This is a genomic window from Pararhizobium sp. (assembly GCF_965279435.1).
GTDB lineage: Bacteria > Pseudomonadota > Alphaproteobacteria > Rhizobiales > Rhizobiaceae > Pararhizobium.
This window is the reverse complement of sequence record NZ_CBDIHY010000003.1, coordinates 261,536-281,057: the sequence shown is the minus strand read 5'-3', so window position 1 is coordinate 281,057 and position 19,522 is coordinate 261,536. Positions and strand designations below refer to the sequence as shown.

The following is a 19,522-nucleotide window of genomic DNA, read 5'->3' as shown; positions in this document are numbered from 1 at the left end:
ACGGAGCTCGACATGGCTTCAACAGCCCCCCTCCGCAAACCGGCTTCAGGTTTCCGCATCAGCCGGAAGATGCTGCCCTATGTGCTGAGCCTGCCGGCATTGCTCGTCTGCATCGGTATTCTGATCCCCTTCTTCACTGCGGTGATCTATTCCTTCCAGCGCTACCGCTTGAGCCAGCCCTGGGCGCGGCAGTTCAACTGGGGTGAGAACTACCTCAACTTCTTCACTGACCCCGCCTTCTGGAACACGCTGAAAGTGTCGCTGCTCTATGCCGGCATTACCGTGACGCTGGAGCTTTTGCTCGGGCTCGGCATCGCGCTGCTGTTGCAGCGCCGCTCGACCGTCAACAACTTCATCTCGATCATGCTGCTTCTGCCGCTGATGATTGCGCCGGCGCTCGCCGCGCTGATGTGGAAGCTGATGACCAATCCCAGCTTCGGTATTCTGAGCTACCTTGCAAGCCTGATCGGGCTGCACGATTTTCGCTGGGCCTCGTCGCCGAGCACGGCGCTTTTAACCGTCGTTCTCGTCGATATCTGGGTCTATACGCCCTTCATCATGATCCTGCTTCTGGCCGGTCTGCGCTCGCTGCCGACCCAACCGTTCGAGGCCGCCGCCCTTGATGGCGTGCCGAGAACCTTCGTGTTCTTCCGCATCACCCTGCCAATGCTGACGCCCTATATCCTGACGGCGACGCTGTTCCGGTTGCTCGACAGTATCCAGCAGTTCGATATCATCTATGCGATGACGCAAGGGGGACCGGGCAATACGCTGACCGTTTTCCAGGTGGAAGCCTATCTCAACTTCTTCCAGTCGACCAATGTCGGACGCTCTGCAGCGTTGATGGTCATCCTCTGGGCGATCACCTACTTTCTGTCGAATATCTTCATCAAGAACTGGCTGCGGCTGCGCGAACGCGCCCGTGGCGAAGCGTGAGGGGAAAACCATGGAAACCACATCCACGCTCGAAAAAACGCTGCGGCTGATCGCGCTGACGCTCGTCGTCATCTTCTTCATGTTCCCGATCTTCTGGATCTTCCTGATGTCGTTCCAGACCAACGAGACGATCCTGACGATCCCGCCTTCGGTGATCTTCACGCCGACGCTGTCCAACTATGCAGCCCTGATCACCGGCAAGCTGACGACGGCGGCCGGTACGCTCGATATCGCCTTCATGCGCAATCTCGGCAACTCGATCTTCCTGTCGGTGACATCGGTTGCGCTGGCGCTCGTCCTTGGTGTGCCCGCCGCCTATGCCTTTGCCCGCCACAAGTTCAAGGGTTCGGAAGATATCGCCTTCACGCTCCTGTCCTTCCGCTTTGCGCCACCGTTGCTGGTGCTTTTGCCGCTGACCCAATATTTCCAGTGGCTCGGCCTGGCTGACACCTATTTCGGCCTGATCTGGGTCTACCAGTTGATCTGCCTGCCGCTCATTCTCTGGATCGTCCGCGGCTATTTCGAGGATATCTCGGCCGATGTCGAATATGCCTATCGAATCGCCGGTCATTCCTGGTTTGCCACCTTCCGCAAGATCGCCCTGCCGCTGGCGGGCCCCGGGATTGCGGCTGCCGGCCTGCTTGCCTTCATCTTCGCGTGGAACAACTTCGTTTTCGCGCTGGTGCTGGCCTCGGCCGACAAGCAGCCGGTGACCGTCGGCGCGCTTGCCTTCGTCACCTCGTCCGGCATCCAGTACGGCCAGATTGCGTCCGCCATCGTGCTTTCGGTGACGCCGACGCTTGCACTTGCACTCTACGCCCAGCGCTACCTCGTCGAAGGCCTGTCGCTCGGCGCGGTAAAGGGATAAAACATGACGACGCTTCAGCTTAAAAATATTGTCAAACGCTACAAGACCAACACGGTTCTCGACAACCTGTCGCTGGATGTAGCCGATGGCGAAACGCTGGTCCTGTTCGGCCCATCCGGTGCCGGCAAGACCGTGTTGCTGCGGCTGGTCGCCGGTGTGATCGATCCCGAGGAGGGACAGATCCTGATCGGCGGCGAGGATGTTGCAGATATCGACGCCGAATATCGCGGCATCGGCATGGCCTTCCAGAATTTTGCCCTGTTCCCGCATATGAGCGCCTTCGACAATATCGCCAGCCCGCTGACGGCGACGAGTGCGACGAAGGATGCGATCTCGGCAGGGGTACACAAGGTCGCCAAGCTTTTGAAGATCGACCATGTTCTGTCGCATCACCCGAAAGCACTGTCCAACGGCCAGAAACAGCGCACGGCTCTGGCCCGCGCCCTTGCCGGTTCGCCACCGCTGCTTTTGCTCGACGACCCCTTGCGCAATGTCGATGCCAAGCTGCGTTTCGAGATGCGGCTGGAACTGCCGCGCCTGCTGGCCGCACAGGGTGCAACGGTCGTCTATGTGACGCAGGACTACAAGGAAGCCATGGCGCTCGGCGACCGGATCGCTGTGATGTCGCAAGGCCGCATCCGCCAGATCGGCACGCCGGAGGATATCTACAATGCACCGGCGGATATCGAGATCGCCCGTCTGTTCGGCGATCCGACGATCAATCTTCTCGACGTGACGCCGAAATCCGGGCCGGATGGCGTCTATGTCGAACTTTCTAATGTGAAGGTGGCACTGCCAGGCATGCCATCCGATGTAATCGGCAAGACCTGCGTCATCGGTCTGAGGCCCGAGACAATCGCCTTTACCTATGCCAGTGCTCCAGGTGCTATTCCGGTGACGGTGGAAGCTGAAACACCGCTGAACGAAAAGACCGTCACGCTGGTTCTGACGGCACGCGGCCGGGAAATTCTGGTGTCGCGACCGGCGGGAACGCCAGGCCCCGTGTCCGGCCCCGCCCATATTGCCGTCAATGGTCAGGCGGCCTTCCTGTTCGACAAGGAGACTGGCGGGCTGATCCGGTCCGCCGCCACCCCGATGACACGCAATGGAGAAGCGGCATGAGCGAGACCGCACTGTTCATCAAGGGCGTCGACAAGTTCTATGGCCCGATCGATCACGGCGTCCATGCCGTCAAACAGCTCAGCATGGATGTGAAGAAGGGCGAGATCATCGCGCTTCTCGGCTCGTCCGGCTGCGGCAAGACCTCGACTTTGCGCATGGTCGCCGGTTTCGAGGCCGTGTCGCGCGGCACGATTGCGATGAAGGGACGCGAGGTCCAGACCTTTGCACCGGTCAAGCGCAATGTCGCCATGGCGTTTGAGGGCTACTCACTCTATCCGCCTTTGACGGTGCGCGAAAACATTGCCTTTGCGCTGAAGGCCTCGAAGCTTTCCCAGAGTGTTGTTGACGAGAAGGTCGCCAGCATCGCCAAGCTGCTGGAGATCGAGGATATCATGGGCCGCTATCCGAGCTCGATCTCGGGCGGCCAGCAGCAGCGCGCCTCGCTTGGCCGGGCGTTGATCCGTGATGCCGACCTGCATCTGCTCGATGAGCCGATGGGGCAGCTGGAGCCGCAGTTGCGTGCCCTTTTGCGCGGCCGCATCAAGCATTTCATCAAGGAGCGCGGCCTGACCGCCATTCTCGTCACCCACGACCAGACGGAAGCCAATGCGCTGGCCGACCGGATCGCCGTCATGGAAGGCGGTGTGCTGCAGCAATTCGATACGCCGCAGATGATCAAGGAACGTCCAGCCAACCTGTTTACCGGCACCTTCGTCGGCGAGCCGCCGATGAACGTGTTTTCGGCGGGGATTTCCGGGACCGGTGATACTGTATCCTTCGGCCTGAACGAGGGCGTGAAGCTCGACTACAAGGCGTCTGACTTTTCCCATGAGGTGCGGGCCGAACTGATGAAGCGCAGCAAGGTCGTGCTCGGCATCCGGCCCTATGCCGTTCGCCGCAGCGAAGGTGGGGTTGGTGCCAAGGTGGCAGTGAACCAGTGGCTCGGCGACCAGACTCATATCGCCACCGATTTTGCCGGCGGCACGATGGTGCTGGTCGAGCATGACCGCACGAACCTGGCGATCGGCGAGAATGTCGGTATCCGGCTTGATCCCTCGAGCCTGCACGTGTTCGACGGCGAGAGCGGCCGGGCCGTCAGCCATGGGCAGGAGCTTGCCTGATGCGTGATATCCTGATCGGGATCGATGCGGGAACTTCCGTCATCAAGTCGGTCGCCTTCGACCTTGGCGGCAAGCAGATTGCGGCTTGCGCCATCGCCAACAGCTATGAAAGCGAGGGCGGCAAAGGCGTCGTGCAGGATCTTGACCGCACCTGGGCCGATACCGCCAAGACGCTCGCCGATCTCGCCGGCAAGGTCGAAAACCTCGCCAGCCGGGTCGCGGCAATTTCGGTGACGGGCCAGGGCGACGGCACTTGGCTGATCGACAAGAATGGCGATCCCGTCGGCAAGGGCTGGCTCTGGCTTGACGCCCGCGCCGGTGATACCGTCGAACGCCTGCGGGGCGACAGCGGTGATGCCGCCCGTTTTTCCCATACCGGCTCCGGCCTTGCCGCCTGCCAGATGGGTTCGCAGCTCAGGTGGATATTGGAAAACGCGCCGGAAATGATCGAAGGTGCTACGACCGGATTTCATTGCAAGGACTGGCTTTATTTCAAACTGACCGGCCAGCGGGCAACCGACCCTTCCGAGGCAAACTTCACCTTCGGAGATTTTCGCACGCGGCAGTATTCCGAGGACGTCATCGACTTTCTCGATCTGCGCAAACAACGCTACCTCCTGCCGGAGATCGTCGATGGCGCGGTGACGCGGCATGCGCTTGATGACAAGGCAGCGGCGTTGACCGGGCTTCTGGCCGGAACGCCTGTCGTGCTCGGCTATGTCGATGTCGTCTGCACCTCGCTCGGGGCTGGGCTTTACGAGCCGGGCACCGATACCGGCTGCTCGATCATCGGATCGACCGGCATGCATATGCGGCTGGCGAAAAGCCCCGATGATGTGCAGCTCAACAAGGATCTGACCGGCTACACCATGTGCCTGCCGATATCAGGCCACTATGCGCAGATGCAGTCGAACATGGCGGCGACGCTGAATATCGACTGGATCCTGTCTCTGGCGGGCAGCGTGCTGAAGGGCGTGGGCATCGACAAGAGCAAGTCCGAACTGCTCGGCCATGTCGAAGGCTGGCTGTCCGAGGCCAAGGAAACCTCGCTGCTGTTCCATCCCTATATTTCCGAGGCGGGAGAGCGCGGTCCGTTCGTCGATGCGTCTGCACGGGCATCCTTTATCGGGCTTGATCTCAATCACGGCTTTGCCGACATGGTTCGTGCCGTCTTCAATGGTCTCGCCATGGCATCGCGCGATTGTTACGTCGAGATGGGGCCGCTGCCATCGCGGGTGCGGCTGACCGGAGGGGCAGCGCGCAGCGCATCCTTGCGGCGCATTCTTGGCGGGGCGCTCGGCTCATCGGTGCAGACCAGCGAGCGCGAGGAGGCGGGGGCTGCCGGCACGGCGATGATCGCCGCCGTCTCGCTCGGCATTTACGGCTCGATGGAAGATTGCGTCAAGGAATGGGTCACCCCCTACCAGCGGCCGGCGGAACCGGCCGACAAAGCCATGGCGGCGCGTTTTAACGCGGCGTTTCCACTCTACAGGCAATCGCGCCTGTCCCTTCGCCCGGTTTGGCACGCCCTTTCCCACGGCGCCGCCCCGGCATCTGAATAGGAAGACTGAAATGAAGAAAATCGCCATCATCGGAGACCGGTTCATGCTGCCGACGGTCTTTCGCGACAAGGTCGTGGAAGCCTGTGGCGACGGGCATGATATCCGTCTCCTCGAACAGCCCTGGCCGGATGAGCCGATGGAGCATGGCTATGCGGTGGAGGGCATGGACGGCCTGAAGGAATATATGGGCAAGGCCGATGATATCATCGAATTTGTTGGTGATGCCGAGATGGTCATTACACAGCTTGCGCCGTTTTCGCGCGGTATGTTTTCCAGGCTGCCGGACCTGAAATTCGTCGCGGTTTCCCGCGGCGGACCGGTCAATGTCGATATGAATGCCGCCCGCGATGCCGGTGTTCTGGTGGTCAACACCCCCGGCCGCAATGCCAGTGCCGTTGCAGAATTCACACTCGGCGCCATCCTTGCCGAAACCCGGCTGATCCGTTCCGGCCATGAATCCCTGCGCAAGGGCGAATGGCGCGGCGAGCTTTACCGTGCCGACAAGACCGGCCGCGAGCTGTCGGAAATGACCGTCGGCGTCGTCGGCTACGGCAATATCGGCACCAAGGTGGTGCGCTTGCTGCGAGCGTTCGGAACAAAGGTTGTGGTCTACGATCCCTATGTCCAGCTCTCCGCCGATGACCGCAATGCCGGTGTCGAGCATGTGAGCTTCGACGACCTGCTGTCGCGCTCCGATGTCGTGACGCTGCATTCGCGGGTGTCGGACGAGACACGGCATATGATGAATGCCGAGAGCTTCGCGAAGATGAAGCCGGGCGCGATCTTCGTCAACACGGCGCGCGGACCGCTTTGTGATTATGATGCGATGTATGAGGCTTTGGTGAACGGCCCGCTCGGGTCTGCCATGCTGGAGACCTTCGCCGTCGAGCCGGTTCCAGCCGACTGGCCGCTGTTGCAATTGCCGAACGTGACGCTGACGCCGCATATTGCCGGGGCTTCGGTGCGCACCGTCACCTATGCTGCCGAGATGGCGGCTGAAGAGGTGCGGCGTTACATCGCCGGCCTGCCACCGGTCAATCCGTGCTGAGGGCTGAACGATGACGGAGAATTACGTTCGCCAGTCGATCATCGACCATTGCCGCAAGATGAATGCGCTTGGCATCAATCAAGGCACCTCCGGCAATATCAGTGCGCGCTATGAAGACCGGATGCTGATCACGCCGTCGGCAGCGCCCTATGACGAGATGACGCCGGACATGATTGCCTCGGTGCCGCTGGAGGGCGAATACGGCGCCTGGGACGGCCCGCGCAAACCCTCGACCGAATGGCGCTTTCATCTCGATATCATGCGGAGCCGCCCCGAGGTTCACGCGGTCATCCACACACATGCGATCTATTCGACGATCCTTGCCATCGCCCACAAGCCGATCCCGGCCTGCCACTACATGATCGCCGCCTTCGGTGGTGACGATGTGAAGGTCTGCGATTACGCGCGTTACGGCACCAAGGAGCTTTCGGACAATATCCTCAAGGCGATGGAGGGCCGCACTGCCTGCCTGATGGCCAATCACGGCATGCTCGCCACCGGCGCCAGCCTCGAAAAGGCGATGTGGGCGGCGGTGGAGCTCGAGACCATTGCCAAGCAATATTACCATGCGCTGCTGATCGGCGGCCCGGTCGTGTTGCCCGCAGAAGAGATTGCCGGCGTCCGCAAGGGCTTTGCGAGTTACGGATTGCAAGACGGTGCGAAGAAGGCCGCGAATGGATGACCACATGCGCTTCCAGTTTTCTTCCGTCATTCCTGTGCTTGTCACAGGAAACCAGTCACGCGACGTCTGTCGCGTGGAGAGGCTCTTTGGCACCGCAGACGCGGTGCCGCTGGATCCCCGGCACAAGGCCGAGGATGACGGAGACTGTGGAACCTGACGTGCGATTGATCGAAACAGAAGCAGTGCCGCAGGACAAGAGAAACGAGCGTGAGTGCTGAAGCCGGCGTCATCGACCTGTTCATCATTGGCGGCGGCGTCAATGGCGCGGGCATTGCCCGCGATGCAGCCGGGCGTGGCATGTCGGTTGTTCTGTGTGAAAAGGACGATCTTGCGCAGGGGACCAGCTCGCGCTCCGGCAAGCTTGTACATGGCGGCTTGCGCTATCTCGAGTATTACGAATTCCGGCTGGTGCGCGAGGCGCTGATCGAGCGCGAGGTGCTGCTTCAATCCGCGCCGCATATCATCTGGCCGATGCGTTTCGTGCTGCCGCACAGTTCGTCCGACCGGCCGGCGTGGCTCGTGCGTCTCGGGCTGTTTCTCTATGATCATCTCGGTGGCCGAAAGCGCCTGCCGGGCACGCGCGCGCTGGACCTACGCACGGCACCGGAAGGGGCGCCGGTCAAGACGAATTACCGCAAGGCGTTCGAATATTCCGACTGCTGGGTGGACGATGCCCGCCTGGTGCTGCTCAATGCACTAGACGCCCAACAGCGCGGGGCGAAGATCCATACCTGCACCGCCTGCACCTCGGTGCGCCGCAATGGCGATCTCTGGGATATCGAGATGACCGAGGCCGGGACGGGCCGCAAGAGCGAATTGAAGGCGCGGTGCGTGGTCAATACTGCGGGGCCATGGGTCAACGATGTCATCGGCCGCGTTGCCGGGCTGAATTCCCGCCGCAATGTCCGCCTCGTCAAGGGCAGCCATATCATCGTGCCGAAATTCTGGGAGGGGCGGCAGGCGTATCTGGTGCAGAACCCGGACAAGCGGGTGATCTTTATCAACCCTTACGAAAACGACCTGGCGCTGATCGGTACCACTGACATTCCCTATGAGGGGCGCCCGGAAGATGTGAAAGCCGATGCCAACGAGATCGACTACCTGATCAAATCGGTGAACCGCTACTTCAAGCAGCAGTTGACGCTGAGCGATGTCGTCCACAGCTTCTCAGGCGTGCGGCCACTCTATGACGACAATGCGGAAAACCCTTCCGCCGTGACGCGCGACTATATTTTCGAGGTGGATGCTGAGGGTGGCAAGGCGCCGCTGCTTTCCGTGTTCGGCGGCAAGATCACCACGTTCCGCAAGCTTTCGGAACATGCGCTGGAAAAGATCAGGCCGTTCTTCCCGGCGATGAAACCGGGCTGGACCTCCAAGGGAATTCTGCCCGGCGGTGATATGCCAAAGGCGGATTTCGAGCAGTTTCTCGGCGATCTCCGGGCGAAATACCGCTGGCTGCCGGCCGATCTCGCCAAGCATTATGCAAGGCTTTACGGCACACGGGCGTATGATCTGCTTGGCAACGCGGCGTCGCTCGATGATCTCGGTGCTTCCTTCGGCAAGCTGTTGCGCGAACGCGAGGCGCGATTCCTGATCGAGACCGAATGGGCGCAGACGCCGCAGGACATTCTGGAACGCCGCACCAAACATGGATTGCACATGACACCGGCCGAGCGCGAGGCTTTTGCGTCCTGGTGTCTGCAGCAATCGCAGGCGGCTTGAGATATATCGGAGACAATGGTGAAAAGTTCTGAATTCGAAGCCCTTCTGGATGTTTCGGCCCGCGTCGGTGCCGACCCGGCGCTGGTGCAGGCGGCCGGCGGCAATACCTCGATCAAGGAAGGCGGCACGCTCTGGATCAAGGCATCGGGCCTCTGGCTGATGCAGGCAAGGCAGCGCGATGTAATGGTGCCGGTGGCGCTCGACGCTTTGCTCGATGCGCTGGAACGCGACGATCCCTCCACTGAGAAGGCGCAGGATTTCGTCATCAAGGATCGCAACCCGTCCGGCTTGCGGCCATCGATCGAAACGACCGTGCACGCGCTGATGCCGCAGAAAGTGGTGATCCACGTTCATTGCGTCGAGACCATCGCGACAGCGGTCCAGGTCAACGGCGAAACCATCGCCGCATCGAAGCTCGCCGGAATTCCGCACGTGTTCGTGCCCTATGCGCGGCCCGGTCTTCCGCTGGCAAAAGCGATTGCGGCGCGGATCCGCCCGGATACCAGCGTACTGATCCTCGGCAATCACGGCCTTGCCGTTGCCGCTGAAACGGTGGCGGAGGCTGAACTGTTACTCGCCGAGGTTTCCCAGAGGCTCGCCTTGCCGCGCCGAAAGGCGCCGGATGCGGACCTCACGGCCTTGTCGCGGCTTGCTGTCGGCAGCGGTTTTGTGCTGTCGGAGGACAATCTGATCCACGATGTCGCCACGGATCTCGCCAGCTGCCGCATTGCTGCCGGTGGCAGTCTCTATCCGGACCACGTTATCTTTCTCGGGCGCGGCTCCTTTGTGGCGGCACCCGGCGACACGGCAGCCTCGATCGAGGACCGGCATAGGGGTGAAGGATTGCCGTTACCGCCGGTACTGCTGTTTCCGGGCAAGGGTGTGCTGGTTTCGAAGGAAATCACGGCCGGGGCGCTTGCGATGGCACGCTGCCTGTCGGATGTGCTTGGCCGGATCGGTGAGGGCGCGCGGCTGCGCTACCTGACGGATGCAGAGAATGCCGAGCTGCTCGGCTGGGACGCGGAAAAATACCGGCAGGAACTGAACCGGGCCGGGAAGGCGTTACAATGACTTCTGCCGCAGACAAGCCGCTGGTGATCGGCATCGATATCGGCACATCCGGCGCCCGCGCGGTGGCGATGGATGCTGCCTTCAACATAGTCGCCTCCGGCTCGTCGAAGCTTGCGGATTTTTCCGCCGATCACCGTGATCCGATTGTCTGGTGGCAGGCGGTGCAGACGGCGTTGGGGCAGGTGCTGGACGCGATCGACCGCAAACAGGTCCGGGCGATTGCGATCGACGGCACCTCCGGCACCATGCTGCCGGTCAGCGCCGACGGCGCGCCGCTGGCTGTGCCGATGATGTATAACGATCCGGTCGAGGAAGCGGATATCCTCGCGCGCATCAAGGCGCATGCGTCGAAGGAAAGTGCTGCCCATGGGGCGACATCGGGGCTGGCGAAGGCGTTGTTGTTTCAATCCGTGCCGGGTGTCTTCCGGATCATTCACCAGGCCGACTGGCTTGCCGGGCATTTCACCGGGTTCTACGATGTCTCCGACGAGAACAATGCCTTGAAGACCGGCTATGATCCGGTGTCGCGCTCCTGGCCGGACTGGATTGCCGCGACAGGCATGCGGCTCGATCTGCTGCCGGATGTCCTGCCCGCAGGATCGCCGATTGCTGGAATTTCCGAGGATGCGGCAGATGCCTTTGGTTTTGCGGATGATGTCGTCATTGTCGCCGGGACCACGGATGGCTGTGCCTCGTTTCTGGCGACGGGTGCGGATCAGCCCGGCGACGCTGTCTCGGTGCTCGGGACGACTCTGACAGTGAAGATGCTCTCCGACCGGCAGCTGTTTGCGCCGGAATACGGTCTCTACAGTCACCGGATCGGCGATATGTGGTTGGCGGGTGGCGCCTCCAATACCGGCGGCGTGGTGCTGGCGGCACATTTCGACAATGAGCGGATTGCAGCGCTTTCAGCGGAAATCGATCCCGCCACAGATACAGGGCTCGACTATTATCCGCTGGTCAAGGACGGGGAGCGGTTTCCGGTCAACGATCCGGCGATGAAGCCGCGTATGACGCCACGGCCGGAAAGCGATGCCGAATTTCTGAAGGCGATCTTCGAGGGCATCGCCGGTGTCGAGGCATTGGCCTATCAGCGGCTTGTTTCGCTTGGCAGCCCGGCCTTGCGTTCCATCCGCACAGTTGGCGGTGGTGCGAAGAACACAGTCTGGACGGCGATCCGCAATCGGAAGGTTTCGGTTCCGTTTCTACCGGTGGCTTCGGAAGAGGCGGCTGCCGGAACCGCGCGGCTCGCCTTGATCGGCGCGAAATCGGCGGGTGTGTTATGACGTATGGGCCACTGACAATTTCCGGTCTGGATGAGATTATTGATCGGTTCGACGCTTTCCTGATCGACCAGTTCGGTGTGCTTCGGGATGGCAAGGGGCCGTATCCGCACGCTGCGGACACGCTTCTCCGGCTGAAGCAGGCAGGCAAGACGATCATCATCCTGTCCAATTCCGGCAAGCGTTCGGCGGAGAATGACCGGCGTCTCGCAGCCCTTGGTTTCGATCCGAAGAGCTGGGACTGGTTTTTGACATCCGGCGAGGTCGCCTGGCGTATCCTGGAAAAGGAAAGCGGGCAGGGAACAAGCGGAGTTGCCCGCAAATGCCTGCTGATCAGCCGCGATGGTGATACCTCGCCGCTGGATGGACTTGATCTGACACGGACTGATAGCGGCGAGGATGCGGACTTCGTCCTGTTGGCTGCCAGCGAAGGCGATGTGCATCCGCTGTCGTTCTACGAAACGCCATTGGCGCCTGCAGCCGTTCGCGGCGTGCCATGCCTCTGCACCAATCCGGACAAGATCATGCTGACGAAGAACGGCACAGCCTTCGGGGCAGGGCGGATCGCCGAGCTCTACGAAAAGCTGGGTGGCACGGTGCGCTGGATCGGCAAGCCGTTTCCGGACATCTATGCGACGGCGCGTGAATTTCTCGGGGACGTCTCCCCGGAGAGAATCTGCTGCATTGGCGACAGTATCGAGCACGATATTGCCGGTGCTGCGGGTGCCGGTTTGAAATCGCTCCTGGTGACGACCGGTATTCTGGAAACCGCGTCGGATGCGGAGCGTCAGGCGCTGTTTACCGAGCATGGCGCCACGCCCGACTTCATCCTGCCGGCATTTGTCTGGTCAGAGATTTAAGGCTCGCCGCGTTCACGCCGTCTGAACTTTTGCTCAAAACAGCGCGTCGGCGAAAAGGTCGTCGTCATTGGCCGCAGCGGCGGCGACCGGCGCTGCTATGAGGGCACCGGCTGGAATGATGGCCTGGTGGACCGTGCGCTCCTGCGCCATCGTGTAGAGCTTGAAGATGCGTGGGCCAAGGCCGCCCAAAACGTCCCCGAGATCGTCGATATCAGGCAATGTGTCGCCGGCCAGATCGCAGAGATCGTCGGCGCAGGTGGCGAGAACTTCGCCAAGATCGTTCTGGAAATCCAGCTTGCTGATCGACACACTGATTTTGCTGGCGACTTCCCGGCCATGTTCCGAGAGAATCGTCAGTTCGGTTTCCATGGCGTTGGCCGCCGCGCGGATATTGCCGACGGCGTCGCTCAAGCGTTCGGCAAGGCCCGGCTCGCCGGAGCTGTCAGTGGCGGCAATTGCGGAGGCTGCCTCTTCGAAACCCGTCAACCCGTTGACAATCGCATCGGCGGATTCGTCGAGCTTGGCGGCAAAGACGCGCAATTCGCCAGTGACCACGTTGATCGACCGGCCTTCCTCGCCCATGCGGCTGCAGCGCAGGTTGGTGTTGAGCGCCATGTAATGGATGTCCATCTTGACGGCGCGGATATTCTCGATGCCCGTCAACAGGTTGGCGGCGGTGGCCGTTGTCGACTGGCTGACATGGTTGGCCTGTAGGCTGGCTGTTTCCACCTGCTTGACGATGGCGTGCGCTGCAGAAACGCTTTCCTCCAGCGCCCGCATGAAATTGCCGCCGTTGGCATCGTCCTTGCTCTGCATCTCGGCCCGCAGATTGAGAATGTCCTGCGTATCGTGGCTGAAACTGGCGATGGTTTCGACGACGCTGCGGGAATCGCGCTGGAAATTGTGGACCATGTCGACCATCTGCGCGGCGGCGAGATGATGGACGAGGTTTTCCAGCCGCACCTGCGCATCGCGCTCCAGAGTACGGCCTTCGTCGCTGCTCAGGAATTCATCCAGAATCGTCAGTGTCGACTGCACATGCTCGATACGCTGGCGGGTGGCGTCGCCGATCTGCAACGCTGACAGCGTGGTGGCAACCTTGCCCTGGACGCCACGGGCGAGGATGCCGACCTGCTTGGCGATCTCGCCGAGTTTTTTGCGATGTTCGCTGATCGTCAGGGCGTCGCGCTGCAGGGCGCTGACCACGGCCGGGACCGTCTGCTCATAGCGTTGCGCGATGCCGGAACCGAAGGTCTGGGCGACCTTCAGTTCTTTCTCGAGTGAATTGAGCTGGCCGGCGAAATTGTTGACTTCGCTGGTTCCCGAACGGATGCGGTCAAGGATTTCCTCGGCAAATCCGGCGAATTCGGCAATGCCCGCTCCGGTGATCTTCACCGTCACGGCGAAGGTCTGCAGATAACGCATGGTCTCCTGCATGTCGGCCACGTGCGTGCGTAGCCCGGCACCGGAAGCGGAGAGAACCTGAAGGTTGCTCTGGCGCATGTTTTCCAGCTGCGGCAGCTCGGAGAGGCTCTTCACGGTCGCCAGCAGATCGGCCGTGGTGTCGCTGGCAGCGCCCGCGTCAAGCGTCCGTGTGACATTATCCAGCGAAGCAAGCAGGCTGTTGAGAACGTCCATGACGGAAAGCAGAACGCTGCCGCCCTCGAGAAAGCGCTTTTCGACCTGGGTGCGCGCCGCTTCCAACTTGCGGCCGATATCGGTGACGTTGGCAACGCCGGTTGTGTAGGTGCCGGTCTGGTGGGCCAAAGCTGTGCTGTATGTCAAAATAGCCCTCAACTCGAAACATGTGCGATCTTGCTTGCATCGATAGGGCAAGGATGGAAATGTCTGGTTAAGTGCGGGACTCGCCTGCGTTGTAACGGTGCCGTCGATATCAGGCGCAACTATTACGGGAATTGTCGAAATTTGTCCCGTCGCTCAGGATGGCCGCAATTCAAGCTATTGAATTCATCTGATTTTTTATCATTAAAATGATTGCCTATAAAAACTCTCAGGTAAGAATTCATAGTGAACAGACTCGTAATAAGTGCAGAATCTCACAACCTGAATTTACCGGGCGTTAAGGCTGGCGTGAGATTCCATGGGGGAAGAAAGTAGTATTAATCGCTTCAGAGGACTGCAATGCCCCCCTTAATCGATGAATATATTTTGGTCGAGTTGCCAGATAAATTGAATATTAGAAATATATCTAACGTATATGATCTAATTTATCCTGAAATGGAATCCGGGAAATCACTATTGATTTCTATTCCTAAGGGCGTTGATGCGGATTTAAGCTTTATTCAGCTTATAGAATCCGCAAGAATACGTGCGAAAACTGCCGGAACTCACATTGTAATGTCAAGTCCGGCCGAAGGTTCCGTTCTCAACGTCCTGGAGCGCGGTGGCTTCGCACAAACGTTCTCTCCCGAAGACAAGAAATTCTGGTTGCATGAAGAGGCAATACAATGACCGCGAGAATATTGACCGTCGATGACTCCGCCAGCATCCGTTTGACGACGAAGGTTACCTTGTCCAATGCGGGCTACGAGATCATCGAAGCCGTCAACGGCGCCGAGGGCCTGGAAAAGGCAAAGTCGGGGCAGTTCGACCTGATCGTCACCGACCTGAACATGCCGGTCATGGACGGCCTGACGATGATCGAGGAACTGCGCAAGCTGCCCGCTCATACCGGCGTGCCGATCATCTTCCTGACGACGGAATCCGATGCCGATCTGAAGGCGCGGGCAAAGGCTGCCGGTGCCACCGGTTGGCTGACAAAACCGTTTGACCCGGAAACCCTGGTCAAGATCGTCAGGAAGGTTCTCGGACGATGAACATGACCGATCCCATTGCAGTGTTTCGAATGGAAGCGGCGGAACTGTTCGAGCAGATCGAGTCCGGCCTGCTCGACTTGACCCACCGCCTGGACGACAAGGACCAGATCGACGCCGTCTTTCGCGGCCTTCACACACTCAAGGGATCGGGGGCGATGTTCGGCTTCGATGCGCTCGCAGCCTTTACCCATCACTGCGAAACGGCCTTCGACCGGGTCCGCAAGGGTGAAAAGCCAGCAACGAGTGAATTGATTGCGGCCGTTCTAGCCGCACAGGATCATATGCGGGCGCTGGTCGACCGTCCGACGGACGATCACGGCAATATTGGCGACATTCTCTTGAGCCAGTTGCAGCGGGCGGTCGAAGGCGATGCGCCGGTGGTAGCTCCCGCGCAGGCCGTGGCTGTAGAGCCGGTGACGAAAGCGGTGAAAAGCGGCGCCAACACCTGGCGCATTCGCTTCAGCCTGCCGGTCAACTCCATGGTCAACGGGACCAATCCGCTGGGGCTGCTGGACGAGCTGCGCGATCTCGGCGAATGCTGCATCGCTGTGAATACGTCTGCCGTTCCATCGCTGGATGTGCTGGTCCCGACCGACCTGCATCTGTCCTGGGATGTCACGGTGACGACCGACCAGCCGCATTCGGCAATCGATGATGTCTTTATCTTTGTGCTCGATGATATGCAGCTTGATGTCGAGACGCTGACGGATGGGGTACCCGCCGCTGTCGAGCCAGTGATTTTGGCCGAACAGCCCGCGCCGGTCGCGGCCATCGTTCCTGCCGTGTCAGCCGCACCTGTTTCCGCACCGCCGGCTCCTGCCGTCGAGCGTGAAACGCCGAGCGCCAATGATGCGCGCCAGGCGAAGGCCGCCGAAAACGTCCGTGTTCCCGCCGAACGTCTCGATGAATTGATGGACCGGGTCGGCGAGCTGGTGATTGCGCAATCGCGGTTGCGGCAGCTTGCAAGCTCAAGCATGGACCTGCAGCTGCGCTCAGTCTCCGAAGAAATCGAGCGCCTCTCGGGCGAATTGCGCGACACGATGATGGTCCTGCGCATGGTACCGGTCGGTAGCCTGTTCGGGCGTTTCCGGCGGTTGGTGCATGATCTCGCCCGCGAAACCGGCAAGGTCATCGAGCTGGTTACCGAAGGCGAGACCACAGAAGTCGACAAGACCGTGATCGAACGGCTGGCCGATCCGCTGGTGCATCTGGTGCGCAACTCGATAGACCACGGTCTTGAAACTCCGGAAGAACGCCGTGCGGCCGGCAAGGACGAGGCGGGCAAGATCATGCTGTCGGCCCGCCAGGCCGGTGGCGAGGTGATCATCACCATCAAGGATGACGGCCGTGGCATCAACCGAGAGCGGGTGCGGGCCAAGGCGGAATCCTCCGGCCTGATCCAGCCTGGTGCGGTGCTGTCCGATCAGGACCTGCTGCAATTGATCTTTGCTCCCGGTTTCTCGACGGCAGCGCAAGTCACCAACCTTTCCGGCCGTGGCGTCGGCATGGACGTGGTCAAGAAAACGGTCGAGACCCTGCGCGGTGCGATCGACATTACCAGCCATGCCGGCCAAGGCTCGGACGTGTCGCTGCGCATTCCACTGACATTGGCGATCATCGACGGCCTTTTGGTGCGCGTCGGCACCGGGCGTTATGTGATCCCACTGTCGGCTGTCGAGGAATGCCTCGAACTGTCACTCGAGGAAGATCTGCGCTCGCGTGGCCGCAGCTTCATCTCGCTGCGTGACAGCCTGGTGCCGTTCCTGCGGCTGCGCGATCTGTTCCGCACCGGCACCAAGCCGGATGCGCATCAGAAGGTCGTGGTCATTTCGACCGGCACCGAGCGCGTCGGCATGGTCGTCGACCAGATCATCGGCGACCACCAGACGGTGATCAAGTCGATGTCGAAACTGCATCATGACGTCGCGACCTTTTCGGGCGCGACCATTCTTGGCGATGGCAGCGTCGCTCTCATTCTCGATGTCGCCCATCTAGTGGCGGCTGGTCAGCAACAGGAGGCGCAGGTGCGCGCGGCAGGATGATCGAAGCGGTTCAGATGAACGACAGGCAGCTGCAATCCGACACGCATTGGAACAGCGACGGCGAACTGGAAGTGCTGACATTCGACCTTCACGGCGAGACGTTTGCGCTCGAAGCGACGATGGTTCAGGAAATTCTCGACCTGTTGCCGGAAACGATGGTTCCAGGCGCCATGCCCTTTGTCGGCAGCGTCATCAATTTCCGCGGCAAGGTCATCCCGCTTGCCGATATTCGCCTCGCTTTCGGCATGGAAGCGGCGGAAACGACGATCGACAGCCGCATCATCGTGATCGAGCTCGATCTCCAAGGCGAGCCGACACTGGTCGGCCTTCGAACAGACAAGGTGAATGAAGTCACCACGCTTGCCAAGACATCCAGTGAGGCGCCTCCCAGCGTCGGGATGCGGTGGCGGCCGGACTACATCAATTGCCTGGTCAAGCGGGGAGGCCAATTCATCATCCTTCCCAACCTGCAGGCAATTTTCTCATTCAGGAAAGAAACCTAGCGCCGCGCAGGCTGCTTACGGATTGCGCGCAGGTTCATATTCAAGGAATTTGACAATGCGATTTACCATCAAGCTCAAATTGGCGATCGCCTTCGGGTTCGTCATAACCCTTTTGCTCGGAACGGCCGGTTACGGCATCCTCAGCCTCGGCAACCTCAACCAGACGGTCGAGGATGTATTGCAGGGCCCGGCCGAGCGGCTCAAGCTCGCTCAGCAGATCAATATCTACCAGCTGCAGGCGATCCGCCAGCAGAAGAACCTTCTGGCTGCGACGTCGGAAAAGGAATCCATGGATGCGCGCACCAAGGGCGATCACAATCGCAAGCTTTTTGACGAAACGCTGACCGAAGCTGCGGCCAAGGCGACCGAGCAGGGCAAGCCGCGCTGGGTGAAACTGCAGACGCTTTCGGTTCAGGCCAACGAGGCCGAAGGCCAGATCCGCAAGTTCCTCGATGTCGGCAATGCGCCGGCAGCCCAGAGCATTTCCGTCACCACCGCGCGCCAGAGCGCCAATGATATGGACGCTATCCTCGAAGAGATCGTCAAACTCGAAGAAACTCGTCTTGCCGAAGCACAGGCCGCCGCCGACGCACTGTATCAGGATACGCGGTTCATGATGACCGCAGCGGCAAGCCTTGCCGTGCTGATTGCGATTGCCGCCGCCATCTGGATTTCCCTGACGATCAGCAAGGGCCTGCGCCGTGCAACGGTCGCCGTCGCCGATGTCGCCGATGGCGATCTGACCAAGCTCGCCGAAATCACCAATCAGGACGAGATCGGTGCACTTCTTGGCAACGTCAACGTGATGATCGAGCGCCTGCGTGGCGTCGTTGCCGATGCGCTGTCGGCCTCCGACAATGTTTCGGCCGGTAGCCAGGAACTGTCTGCAAGCTCCGAACAGGTCAGCCAGGGCGCGACCGAACAGGCAGCCTCTGCCGAAGAAGCATCCGCTTCGATGGAAGAGATGGCCGCCAATATCAAGCAGAACGCCGACAATGCGGCGCAGACCGAGAAGATTGCCCGTCAATCGTCGAAGGATGCCGAAGCCAGTGGCGAAGCTGTTTCCCGTGCCGTCAGCGCCATGCGCACGATCGCTGAAAAGATCGGCATCGTCCAGGAAATCGCCCGCCAGACCGACCTTCTCGCTCTGAACGCCGCTGTGGAAGCAGCCCGTGCCGGCGAACATGGCAAGGGTTTTGCCGTGGTTGCTTCCGAAGTTCGCAAGCTCGCCGAACGCAGCCAGTCGGCTGCCGCCGAAATCGGCCAGATGTCGAGCGATACGGTCAAGGCTGCTGCCGAAGCCGGCGACATGCTCAACCGTCTGGTTCCGGACATCCGCAAGACCGCCGAACTGGTCTCGGAAATCTCGGCTGCCTGCCGCGAGCAGGATATCGGCTCGAGCCAGATCAACGAAGCGATCCAGCAACTCGACAAGGTGACGCAGCAGAATGCCAGCGCATCCGAGCAGATGTCGGCAACCTCGGAAGAACTCGCAGCCCAGGCGGAAGAATTGCAGGCATCGATCGCCTTCTTCAAGGTCGATGGCGCAAGCCACGGTACCAGCGTCCGGAAGGTTGTTGCCCCGAAGGCGATAACCAAGGTGTCTACGACAAAGCCGGTTGCAAACCGCCGGCCGGTGGCTGCCGGACATTCGGTCGCCTCCCAGCAGGCGCGGGCCAAGGGTTTTGCTCTTGATCTGTCGATGGGTGGCCCGGATGCCGAGGACCAGAATTTTCGCGAGAGCGCATAACCAATCACTATCCGGCGGCCTTTATGGGGCCGCCGCAGTGCCCGCGTGTGTAGGCGCGGGCAATATCCCTCCGAAACTACCGGTTTCGCGGACGTGAATCACTCACCGCACCGCC

Annotated in this window: 17 protein-coding genes; 16 read left to right on the top strand and 1 reads right to left on the bottom strand. The window is 60.6% G+C overall.

Annotation, left to right across the window (positions count from 1 at the left end):
- Nucleotides 1–12 precede the first annotated feature (12 nt).
- The 11 genes from ACQY8Q_RS07005 to ACQY8Q_RS06955 all read left to right on the top strand — a co-directional run bounded on the left by ACQY8Q_RS07005 (nucleotide 13) and on the right by ACQY8Q_RS06955 (nucleotide 12,275).
- The gene (locus tag ACQY8Q_RS07005; RefSeq protein ID WP_426126472.1) at nucleotides 13–936 is read left to right on the top strand and encodes a carbohydrate ABC transporter permease; all 924 of its coding nucleotides are present in this window, start codon (nucleotides 13–15) and stop codon (nucleotides 934–936) included.
- A gap of 10 nt (nucleotides 937–946) precedes the next feature.
- Nucleotides 947–1,804, top strand: coding sequence for a carbohydrate ABC transporter permease (locus tag ACQY8Q_RS07000; protein ID WP_428425956.1), 858 nt, complete (start codon nucleotides 947–949; stop codon nucleotides 1,802–1,804).
- A 3-nt stretch (nucleotides 1,805–1,807) separates the two neighbouring features.
- Nucleotides 1,808–2,926 (top strand): ABC transporter ATP-binding protein, encoded by a 1,119-nt coding sequence (locus tag ACQY8Q_RS06995; protein ID WP_428425955.1) that lies wholly within the window; start codon nucleotides 1,808–1,810, stop codon nucleotides 2,924–2,926.
- Nucleotides 2,923–4,047, top strand: coding sequence for an ABC transporter ATP-binding protein (locus ACQY8Q_RS06990; protein ID WP_428425954.1), 1,125 nt, complete (start codon nucleotides 2,923–2,925; stop codon nucleotides 4,045–4,047). Before ACQY8Q_RS06995 ends, ACQY8Q_RS06990 begins: the two co-directional genes overlap by 4 nt.
- Nucleotides 4,047–5,609, top strand: a complete 1,563-nt coding sequence (locus tag ACQY8Q_RS06985; protein WP_428425953.1) for an FGGY-family carbohydrate kinase — start codon at nucleotides 4,047–4,049, stop codon at nucleotides 5,607–5,609. Before ACQY8Q_RS06990 ends, ACQY8Q_RS06985 begins: the two co-directional genes overlap by 1 nt.
- A 10-nt stretch (nucleotides 5,610–5,619) precedes the next feature.
- Nucleotides 5,620–6,657: a 2-hydroxyacid dehydrogenase gene (locus ACQY8Q_RS06980; RefSeq protein WP_428425952.1), complete on the top strand. Its 1,038-nt coding sequence runs from the start codon at nucleotides 5,620–5,622 to the stop codon at nucleotides 6,655–6,657.
- A 10-nt stretch (nucleotides 6,658–6,667) separates the two neighbouring features.
- On the top strand, nucleotides 6,668–7,339 hold the full coding sequence (locus ACQY8Q_RS06975; protein WP_428425951.1) for a class II aldolase/adducin family protein: 672 nt from the start codon (nucleotides 6,668–6,670) through the stop codon (nucleotides 7,337–7,339).
- A 207-nt stretch (nucleotides 7,340–7,546) separates the two neighbouring features.
- Nucleotides 7,547–9,061: a glycerol-3-phosphate dehydrogenase gene (locus tag ACQY8Q_RS06970; RefSeq protein WP_428425950.1), complete on the top strand. Its 1,515-nt coding sequence runs from the start codon at nucleotides 7,547–7,549 to the stop codon at nucleotides 9,059–9,061.
- Nucleotides 9,062–9,076: 15 nt separating this feature from the next.
- On the top strand, nucleotides 9,077–10,132 hold the full coding sequence (locus ACQY8Q_RS06965; RefSeq protein WP_428425949.1) for a class II aldolase/adducin family protein: 1,056 nt from the start codon (nucleotides 9,077–9,079) through the stop codon (nucleotides 10,130–10,132).
- Nucleotides 10,129–11,418, top strand: a complete 1,290-nt coding sequence (locus ACQY8Q_RS06960; protein ID WP_428425948.1) for an FGGY-family carbohydrate kinase — start codon at nucleotides 10,129–10,131, stop codon at nucleotides 11,416–11,418. The genes ACQY8Q_RS06965 and ACQY8Q_RS06960 overlap by 4 nt, the downstream gene beginning before the upstream one ends.
- On the top strand, nucleotides 11,415–12,275 hold the full coding sequence (locus ACQY8Q_RS06955) for a TIGR01459 family HAD-type hydrolase (protein WP_428425947.1): 861 nt from the start codon (nucleotides 11,415–11,417) through the stop codon (nucleotides 12,273–12,275). Before ACQY8Q_RS06960 ends, ACQY8Q_RS06955 begins: the two co-directional genes overlap by 4 nt.
- Before the next feature lie 33 nt (nucleotides 12,276–12,308).
- Here ACQY8Q_RS06955 and ACQY8Q_RS06950 read toward each other — a convergent pair whose 3' ends face one another.
- Complete coding sequence (locus ACQY8Q_RS06950) at nucleotides 12,309–14,042, bottom strand: chemotaxis protein (RefSeq protein WP_428429691.1); 1,734 nt, start codon at nucleotides 14,040–14,042, stop codon at nucleotides 12,309–12,311.
- A gap of 375 nt (nucleotides 14,043–14,417) precedes the next feature.
- On the opposite strand from ACQY8Q_RS06950, the gene ACQY8Q_RS06945 reads away from it, so the two are divergent.
- Genes ACQY8Q_RS06945 through ACQY8Q_RS06925 form a run of 5 tightly spaced genes read left to right on the top strand, consistent with a single transcriptional unit; the run spans nucleotide 14,418 to nucleotide 19,407 of the window.
- The gene (locus ACQY8Q_RS06945) at nucleotides 14,418–14,747 is read left to right on the top strand and encodes an STAS domain-containing protein (RefSeq protein ID WP_428425946.1); all 330 of its coding nucleotides are present in this window, start codon (nucleotides 14,418–14,420) and stop codon (nucleotides 14,745–14,747) included.
- A complete protein-coding gene (locus ACQY8Q_RS06940) occupies nucleotides 14,744–15,112 on the top strand; it encodes a response regulator (protein ID WP_428425945.1) in 369 nt (122 codons plus the stop codon). Before ACQY8Q_RS06945 ends, ACQY8Q_RS06940 begins: the two co-directional genes overlap by 4 nt.
- A complete protein-coding gene (locus ACQY8Q_RS06935) occupies nucleotides 15,109–17,154 on the top strand; it encodes a chemotaxis protein CheA (RefSeq protein ID WP_428425944.1) in 2,046 nt (681 codons plus the stop codon). Before ACQY8Q_RS06940 ends, ACQY8Q_RS06935 begins: the two co-directional genes overlap by 4 nt.
- A 14-nt stretch (nucleotides 17,155–17,168) precedes the next feature.
- On the top strand, nucleotides 17,169–17,657 hold the full coding sequence (locus ACQY8Q_RS06930; RefSeq protein ID WP_113312508.1) for a chemotaxis protein CheW: 489 nt from the start codon (nucleotides 17,169–17,171) through the stop codon (nucleotides 17,655–17,657).
- 55 nt (nucleotides 17,658–17,712) lie between these two features.
- On the top strand, nucleotides 17,713–19,407 hold the full coding sequence (locus ACQY8Q_RS06925; protein WP_428425943.1) for a methyl-accepting chemotaxis protein: 1,695 nt from the start codon (nucleotides 17,713–17,715) through the stop codon (nucleotides 19,405–19,407).
- Nucleotides 19,408–19,522: the final 115 nt, after the last annotated feature.

Bases quoted from the DNA above. Each gene is read 5' to 3' on its own strand.
- ACQY8Q_RS06985 (WP_428425953.1), top strand. From the start codon at position 4,047: ATGCGTGATATCCTGATCGGGATCGATGCGGGAACTTCCGTCATCAAG.
- ACQY8Q_RS06965 (WP_428425949.1), top strand. From the start codon at position 9,077: ATGGTGAAAAGTTCTGAATTCGAAGCCCTTCTGGATGTTTCGGCCCGC.
- ACQY8Q_RS07005 (WP_426126472.1), top strand. From the start codon at position 13: ATGGCTTCAACAGCCCCCCTCCGCAAACCGGCTTCAGGTTTCCGCATC.
- ACQY8Q_RS06980 (WP_428425952.1), top strand. From the start codon at position 5,620: ATGAAGAAAATCGCCATCATCGGAGACCGGTTCATGCTGCCGACGGTC.
- ACQY8Q_RS06990 (WP_428425954.1), top strand. From the start codon at position 2,923: ATGAGCGAGACCGCACTGTTCATCAAGGGCGTCGACAAGTTCTATGGC.
- ACQY8Q_RS07000 (WP_428425956.1), top strand. From the start codon at position 947: ATGGAAACCACATCCACGCTCGAAAAAACGCTGCGGCTGATCGCGCTG.
- ACQY8Q_RS06955 (WP_428425947.1), top strand. From the start codon at position 11,415: ATGACGTATGGGCCACTGACAATTTCCGGTCTGGATGAGATTATTGAT.
- ACQY8Q_RS06940 (WP_428425945.1), top strand. From the start codon at position 14,744: ATGACCGCGAGAATATTGACCGTCGATGACTCCGCCAGCATCCGTTTG.
- ACQY8Q_RS06960 (WP_428425948.1), top strand. From the start codon at position 10,129: ATGACTTCTGCCGCAGACAAGCCGCTGGTGATCGGCATCGATATCGGC.
- ACQY8Q_RS06935 (WP_428425944.1), top strand. From the start codon at position 15,109: ATGAACATGACCGATCCCATTGCAGTGTTTCGAATGGAAGCGGCGGAA.
- ACQY8Q_RS06925 (WP_428425943.1), top strand. From the start codon at position 17,713: ATGCGATTTACCATCAAGCTCAAATTGGCGATCGCCTTCGGGTTCGTC.
- ACQY8Q_RS06975 (WP_428425951.1), top strand. From the start codon at position 6,668: ATGACGGAGAATTACGTTCGCCAGTCGATCATCGACCATTGCCGCAAG.
- ACQY8Q_RS06995 (WP_428425955.1), top strand. From the start codon at position 1,808: ATGACGACGCTTCAGCTTAAAAATATTGTCAAACGCTACAAGACCAAC.
- ACQY8Q_RS06930 (WP_113312508.1), top strand. From the start codon at position 17,169: ATGAACGACAGGCAGCTGCAATCCGACACGCATTGGAACAGCGACGGC.
- ACQY8Q_RS06945 (WP_428425946.1), top strand. From the start codon at position 14,418: ATGCCCCCCTTAATCGATGAATATATTTTGGTCGAGTTGCCAGATAAA.